Origin of the sequence: Pseudomonas sp. BN102 (genome assembly GCF_029871245.1) — a bacterium.
Classification (GTDB): Bacteria; Pseudomonadota; Gammaproteobacteria; order Pseudomonadales; family Pseudomonadaceae; genus Metapseudomonas.
This window is the reverse complement of record NZ_SSON01000080.1, coordinates 386,060-392,346: the sequence shown is the minus strand read 5'-3', so window position 1 is coordinate 392,346 and position 6,287 is coordinate 386,060. Positions and strand designations below refer to the sequence as shown.

At 61.0% G+C, this 6,287-nt stretch carries 6 protein-coding genes and 4 pseudogenes; 7 read left to right on the top strand and 3 right to left on the bottom strand.

Translation table 11 applies throughout. The features are described 5' to 3' along the window. From E8F12_RS29505 to E8F12_RS29490, 4 genes and pseudogenes are all read left to right on the top strand, one after another. Nucleotides 1-981, top strand: a 981-nt coding sequence (locus E8F12_RS29505) for an IS1182 family transposase (RefSeq protein WP_280328740.1), incomplete at its 5' end; no start/stop codon positions are given. Between the two features lie 190 nt (nucleotides 982-1,171). Next, nucleotides 1,172-1,321: pseudogene (locus E8F12_RS29500) on the top strand (PepSY domain-containing protein); the annotation flags it as partial. Nucleotides 1,322-1,779: 458 nt separating this feature from the next. Beyond that, the gene (locus tag E8F12_RS29495) at nucleotides 1,780-2,490 is read left to right on the top strand and encodes a hypothetical protein (protein ID WP_280328739.1); all 711 of its coding nucleotides are present in this window, start codon (nucleotides 1,780-1,782) and stop codon (nucleotides 2,488-2,490) included. Between the two features lie 151 nt (nucleotides 2,491-2,641). Continuing rightward, nucleotides 2,642-3,598, top strand: a complete 957-nt coding sequence (locus tag E8F12_RS29490; RefSeq protein ID WP_280328738.1) for an SdiA-regulated domain-containing protein — start codon at nucleotides 2,642-2,644, stop codon at nucleotides 3,596-3,598. Between the two features lie 74 nt (nucleotides 3,599-3,672). On the opposite strand, the pseudogene E8F12_RS29485 reads toward E8F12_RS29490, so the two are convergent. The 3 genes and pseudogenes from E8F12_RS29485 to E8F12_RS29475 all read right to left on the bottom strand — a co-directional run. Then, nucleotides 3,673-4,021 (bottom strand): annotated as a pseudogene (locus tag E8F12_RS29485) (helix-turn-helix domain-containing protein); the annotation flags it as partial. Between the two features lie 178 nt (nucleotides 4,022-4,199). Then, nucleotides 4,200-4,619 carry a nuclear transport factor 2 family protein gene (locus E8F12_RS29480; RefSeq protein WP_280328737.1) on the bottom strand — a complete coding sequence of 140 codons (420 nt, stop codon included), beginning with the start codon at nucleotides 4,617-4,619 and terminating at the stop codon, nucleotides 4,200-4,202. Nucleotides 4,620-4,647: 28 nt separating this feature from the next. Further along, nucleotides 4,648-4,908 carry an ester cyclase gene (locus tag E8F12_RS29475; RefSeq protein ID WP_280328736.1) on the bottom strand — a complete coding sequence of 87 codons (261 nt, stop codon included), beginning with the start codon at nucleotides 4,906-4,908 and terminating at the stop codon, nucleotides 4,648-4,650. A gap of 15 nt (nucleotides 4,909-4,923) precedes the next feature. On the opposite strand from E8F12_RS29475, the pseudogene E8F12_RS29470 reads away from it, so the two are divergent. From E8F12_RS29470 to E8F12_RS29460, 3 genes and pseudogenes are all read left to right on the top strand, one after another. Continuing rightward, a pseudogene (locus E8F12_RS29470) lies at nucleotides 4,924-5,055 on the top strand (LysR family transcriptional regulator); the annotation flags it as partial. A gap of 77 nt (nucleotides 5,056-5,132) precedes the next feature. Next, nucleotides 5,133-5,228, top strand: a pseudogene (locus E8F12_RS29465) (NADP-dependent oxidoreductase); the annotation flags it as partial. Nucleotides 5,229-5,416: 188 nt separating this feature from the next. Next, nucleotides 5,417-6,154, top strand: a complete 738-nt coding sequence (locus E8F12_RS29460) for an SDR family oxidoreductase (RefSeq protein ID WP_280328735.1) — start codon at nucleotides 5,417-5,419, stop codon at nucleotides 6,152-6,154. The last annotated feature ends 133 nt before the right edge of the window (nucleotides 6,155-6,287 follow it).

The following is a 6,287-nucleotide window of genomic DNA, read 5'->3' as shown; positions in this document are numbered from 1 at the left end:
CGCTGCATGGCGGCCGGCCTGGTCAAGGGTGAAGGCTTCGCCGTCGACGCCAGCATCATCAAGGCGGATGCCAGCCGGCAACGTGGGGTGGCGGGCGATGAGGTCGACTGGCGCGATCCGGCGCTCAGCACCCGCGCCGTGCGCGAGTACCTCGAAGCCCTCGATGAGGAAGCGCTGGCCGAAGCCCTGCCCAAGAAGATTTCGCTCACCGATCCGCAGGCACGGTGGACCGCCGCGCCAGGTGGCCCGGCCTTCTTTGCCTACGCTACCAACTACTTGATCGACACCGAGCACGGCGTGATCCTGGATGTGGAAGCCACCCCGGCGCATCGGACTGCCGAGGTCGAGTCGACCAAAACGATGGTGGAGCGCGTCGAAGCGCAGTTCGACCTCACGCCAGAACGCCTCATCGGCGATACCGCCTATGGCACAGCTCCAATGCTGGCCTGGATGGTCGAGGAGAAGGACATCGAGCCGCATGTGCCGGTGTGGGACAAGACCGAGCGCAAGGACGACAGCCTCTCCAGTAACGACTTCCACTGGAATCAGGAGGCCAACGAATACCGCTGCCCAGCCGGCAAACCGCTACGCAGTGAATGGCGCGCCTTCACCCAACCAAGATCGCGGGTGACCAAGGCCAACACCATCATCTACCGCTCCAGCCAAGCCGACTGCGCCACCTGCCCACTGAAAGCCAAGTGCTGTCCCAATACGCCGAACCGCAAGATCGTCCGCAGCATCCATGAAGCCGCCCGCGACGTGGCGCGACGCATCGCCAAGACGCCGGAGTACCTCCGCTCCCGCCGCGAGCGCAAGAAGGTGGAGATGCTGTTCGCCCACCTCAAACGGATCATGAGATTCGACCGCTTGCGACTGCGTGGCCTGACGGGCGCCACTGACGAATTCACCCTGGCGGCGACGGTGCAGAACCTGCGGCGCATGGCCAGGCTCTTGCCCCACGGGCCACCGGCCACGGGATAGGTACGCCTGCGGCGAGCAGAAACCCTCGAATTAACCCTCAAACCTGAGCCCGGAGGCTCAGTGAAACGCCGAAAGGCAACTTGAAGTGGCTTGCCGCCACTTCGAAAGCTGGCGCAGCTGGTCGGCTGGCTGCCGCAGAACCGCCTTTTTCAACAGAATCGGCCGGTTTCTGCCTAAGGCGACAGGCCTATACCGCAGCGGTTCGCGTACGCCGTACCAGGGCTTTGCCCGCTGGCATCACATCGGTGGGTTGCTATTCGGTGTTCTCGCCATCACCTGGATCTTCAGTGGATTGATGCCGATGTACCCCTGGAGCCTGTTCAGCAGCCGCTCGCCGATGCGCGGGCTAGTCAGCAGGGTGGGCGGAGCGGCAGTGAGCTGCTGGACCGTGCGGGCTCATCAGTAAGGCGAGAACAGCCATCGCGAGCCAGTGATTTGTTGAGCGTGCCATAGGGGACTCCTCCAGGATGCATGGGCGGCACTCTGCACCGGGAGCCGTCAAGAACTCGTTAACACGGTGCCCAAGCTGCTCGCCGGCGGGCTACATGCCACTCGTCGTGGCCGACCATCCGAGAACGCTTTTTTCACGGCCTCTACGGCAATGTTGCGGCCGTTACTGCTGTGCCATGGCCGGGAGGTTGCCAAAAGTCCTTCTTCCCCAGGCCGCGCTGGCGCGGACTGTTGATCATGGCCGCTGTGGTCCTGACAACAGCCGCTGGGTACCCAGCATGGCGCCATCTGTATCCAGTTGCGGCGGCAGAGGGCGGGGAGTACCGGCTGCTCTCGCGGGGTGTTCCGATGATCAGCGCCCTGGCGCTGGACAGCCAGGGCACGCTGTTCGTCAGCCAAGAGCTTCCCGATTGCATGGGCAAAATTCTGCGCCTGGAGGCCGACGGCCGCGGTACCGAAGTGCTGACGGGCTTGTCCAAACCGGACGGTCAGGTGATGTTCCGAGACGGTCTGGTCACGGGTCAGGAAGGCGGGGCGCTGCCCGTGTTGTGGCTGCGCGACGATCACAGTGAAACCTTGTTCGAGGCTGACAGCGTTGAGGGCGTCGCCACCGATGGCCATTTGCTCTATGCGATTGAAGACAGACCGCAAGGGCGGCTGCTGCGTTACGGCCCAGACACCCGGCAGCTCCGCGTCTTGCGCGAGGGCCTGGACGAAGGTGAAGGCGTCGCTGTTTGCCCAGATGGGCGATTGTTCTATACGGAGAAAGCCAAGGGCTGGGTCAAGCAGTGGCAGCCCGCAGGACAAGACCCGCTCGTCGTCGAAAGTTTGAACACACCTGGGTTCGTGGTATGCACGAAAGATGGCGTCTGGATCACCGAAGATGCCACCCATGGGACCCGCCTGCTGTTACTGGATCCCAGCGGCCACCTTCAGGTGATTCTCCAGCATCTGCGTGCGCCGCAAGCCATCGTCCCCTTCGACAGCGGGCGCTATTTGCTGGCGGAGCAGGGACGCAACCGCATTCTTGAAATCTTCCGACTGCCGAATGGATCTTGATCGGCATGATCCCAAGGGCGTTAGACGGCCATTTGGTCGCCTCGTTCGCTGCCCAGGTTCAGGTTCCGGCCACCCCTTATCAGCGCCTCGAGCCTCTAGACGCGTCTTGAGGCTGACTCCTGAGCCAATTCCAATTTAGGAAAGCTTGTAGATGATCAGTACTGTTGAAAGCCCTGCGATCCCCGTAAGAAGGCCCTCGATTAGCCGCAAAACGAAGCTGTGGACACTGGGTTTTCTGCTCATCGGCAGTATCAGCGTCGCGGTATCGAAGTTTCACCACTGGGATGAACGGCTGTTCTTCGACTTGAAAAGCCACCTCAACGCCTCTGTCTGGAAAGGTAAGAGTATCTGGCTGCCGGGCTACAGCGCCTATATCGACGCCAAGCCGGTCAAGGGCATCGAGCAGAATCTGTCTTCGATTGTTTATGACTATGATCAGGATCGCCTGCTGGCGGTGATCAATGACGGCCCGACCGAGCTGGTGGCCTTGAGCAAGACAGGAAATGTAACGGGCCACTACCCCTTGGTGGGTTTTGAGGACATTGAAGGCCTCGCCTACATGGGTGGCGGCCGGGTCGTGATTGTCGACGAGCGCACGCAACAGCTCAGTTTCTTCCAGCTCCCGGCGACACCGCAAAGCATCCACGCTGACGATGTGCAGTCCCTGTCCCTGGGGTTCCACCTGAACGGCAACAAGGGCTTCGAGGGGGTCACCTACGATGCCGAAACAGATCGGCTGTTCGTGGTTAAAGAGCGGAATCCGAGGCAGCTCTACGAAATTTCCGGGATGGGCTCCAGCCTTGGCCAGCGCATGCAGATCAAGATTCGTGATCTGACGTCCTGGATCGACGACAAGGTGTTTGCCACCGACCTGTCGGACATCCACTTCGACCCGAAGACCAAGCACCTGGTGATCCTGAGCGATGAGTCGAAGCTAATGGTGGAGATGACCACCGAAGGCGAACTGGTCAGCTTTCGCAATTTGGTCGGCTGGCTGAGTGAGCTCAAACAGTCGGCCCCGCAGCCGGAGGGGGTGACGCTGGACAAGGATGGCAATCTCTATGTGGTCAGCGAGCCCAATCTGTTTTATGCCTTCCGCAAGCACTAGTCGCACTGCGGCAGGTTGCCCAGCAAGGATACCGAGATAAGCCTGCAGATTTTCGGGCGACGGGCCCGATCTCAGGCAGCCTGAGGGGCCTGGTTGGCGATAGCGGACTGGACCGCCGTTGCGGCTGACCTCACGGCTGATGGAGGAAGGGGCACGCCCAAGCTGCAGGGCGATCAGTCGAATCGACTGCCCGGCAACCAGTGCTCGCGCGATCTCTTCGCGCTTGGCCAGCGTCAAGGCCAATCTGGAGCGCCGGCGTGGCGCCGGGCGTATCCCCCCGGTCTTCGCCAGAATGCGTTGGACCGAGGAGTGGTTACGATCGAACAACTGCGCGATCTGCTGGAGCGAGTCGCCTCGCTTCCAGCGGTCCCACATCAAGGCCTTCTGGCTTTCGGTGTAATAAATCCGGGGTCTTTGCTGCATCTGCAACACTTCTCCTGGCTACACAGGATCTAGTGTGTTGCGGCCATCGATTGAATTCAAAGCCAAAAGCAGACGGTCGCTGATGTCCGCTTCTCGCCGTTACAGACATAAAAAATGGCAGTTCTTGACCCTAGTCTGGAGATCAGAACGAGTCGGCGAAGATATGGGTAATTGAATCCTATCGTTGTGCCGTAGATATCGGGGCATCAAGCGCATAAGCCGCGCGAATCGGGTCGAAGTACTCGCGCAGGACAGCGATCTTGCCGTGTTCAACCCGGCAAAAGAGCACGTAATCCTGGCGATAGATTCGGCCCGTGGGTTTGATCAGACCTTCTGCCTTGACCTCGGCCACCGCCATGCAGGGATCAGCGAAGGCATGGATCCTCAGGTCGTGGAAGCGAAAATCAGCGACCGCTTCGATGAACCAGCCCACATGGCCCAGTACTTCCTTGCGACCGGTCAGCCGTTCGGGGTGACCCAAACCCGGCGCGTAGGGAAGCTCCCACAGCAGATCATCGGTGATCAGCGTTTTCCACTGCTCGTGGTCGTCGATGAGCGTCTGGAAATGCAGGTGCAGCAACTCGGCAGCGATGCTCATGAACGTCTCCTCGATTGGCCGACGGGTTTCAGTGCGTTAGAACGCCAAGCTGATGCAGCCCGGTCATCCAGTCTTCCATGTGCCAGGTGCGCACGATCTTTCCATCCTTGAACTCATGGATATCGGTGGCCCTGATGTCGATTCTGCGATTGGTTGGCGCCACGCCAACGAAGGTTCCGCTTTGCGTACCCGAGATACGTGAGCGCACGATGACCTTGTCGCCGTCCTGCAGGACTTCCTCGATCTTGATGCTGAAGTCGGAGAACGTGCCGTGCAGGTGCTCGAGCAACTGCCTTGGCGCCAGCCGTTCCCGACGCTCGCTCTAGTCCTGGCCATCGTCATCGAGATCGCTGGCGGCATCGCCATGGCCGGTGGCCTGCTGCAGATCGTCGCGTTCGGCGCCGGTCGCTTCAGCCTTGACGCTCGCCGCCGCTGAGGCGCAATCGCGCCGTCGAAAATCAACGCTCGCGGCGCCCGCCTGAACTCAACTTTCGACCCACTCTGAGGAACCTCATGAAAGCCATACGTGTGCATGAATACGGCAGCCCAGACATGTTACGGCTGAAAGAAGTCGTTGACCCCATTGCGGGGGAGGGCGAGGTGCTGATCATAGATCGGCAGCCATGGCGACTTTGGGCTGGGTCATGGCTCCTGATCAGGTCATGAGGCGGCTAACCGGCGGAGTCGCCACAGAAATGGGCAAGGACTCCGGAGGAATCGACTAACGGGTCCTCGTTGCCACTCCCTAACCTTTTCCCAAGCCCCGCTCCCAGGGTGAACAGAAGAGGAAACCGACCATGCTGAACATCGAAGGAAAAGTCATCGCGATCACCGGCGCAAGCAGTGGCATTGGTGAAGCGACCGCGCGTCTGTTGGCGAGCCGTGGCGCAAAAGTAGTACTCGGTGCCCGGCGCACCGACCGCCTCGAGGTCGTTGCCGGCGATATCAATGCGGCCGGCGGCAGCGCCGATTTCCGGGCCTTGGACGTAACCGATCGACAGAGCGTCCAGACCTTCATCGATTTCGCCGTCACCCGATTCGGGCAAGTCGATGTGTTGGTGAATAACGCTGGCGTGATGCCGCTTTCCAAACTTGAAGCGCTGAAGGTGGAGGAGTGGGATCGCATGATCGACGTGAACATTCGGGGCGTGTTGCACGGGATCGCGGCGACGCTGCCATTGATGCAGCGCCAACGGTCAGGACAGTTCATCAACATCGCGTCCATTGGTGCTTATGCAGTGAGCCCGACCGCGGCCGTCTACTGCGCCACCAAGTACGCCGTTCGGGCCATTTCCGAAGGGCTGCGCCAGGAGGTTGGCGGAGACATCCGCGTCACCGTCATCGCCCCCGGTGTGACCGAGTCGGAGCTGGCTGAAAGCATCTCGGACGAAGGCGGTCGCGCCGAGATGAAGGAGTTCCGCAGGATTGCCATTCCGGCCGACGCCATTGCGCGAGCGATTGCCTACGCCATCGAACAGCCCGCGGATGTAGATGTGAGCGAGCTGATCGTGCGGCCCACCGCCAGCCCGTTCTGACGGGGCGCGTGGATGAGTACCGGAGTTGGCGCTGGCCCGCGGGCCAGCGCGACCCTTACACGGTTGTCCTGGAGCTTGGCCGCTGTTCTGCTGCTGCCGTACGTAACGGTGTCGGCCGGGCAAGCTTCAACTC

Coding starts and splice junctions, on each gene's coding strand:
- E8F12_RS29460 (WP_280328735.1), top strand. CDS start 5,417: ATGCTGAACATCGAAGGAAAAGTCATCGCGATCACCGGCGCAAGCAGT.
- E8F12_RS29480 (WP_280328737.1), bottom strand. CDS start 4,619: ATGAGCATCGCTGCCGAGTTGCTGCACCTGCATTTCCAGACGCTCATC.
- E8F12_RS29495 (WP_280328739.1), top strand. CDS start 1,780: ATGATCAGCGCCCTGGCGCTGGACAGCCAGGGCACGCTGTTCGTCAGC.
- E8F12_RS29490 (WP_280328738.1), top strand. CDS start 2,642: ATGATCAGTACTGTTGAAAGCCCTGCGATCCCCGTAAGAAGGCCCTCG.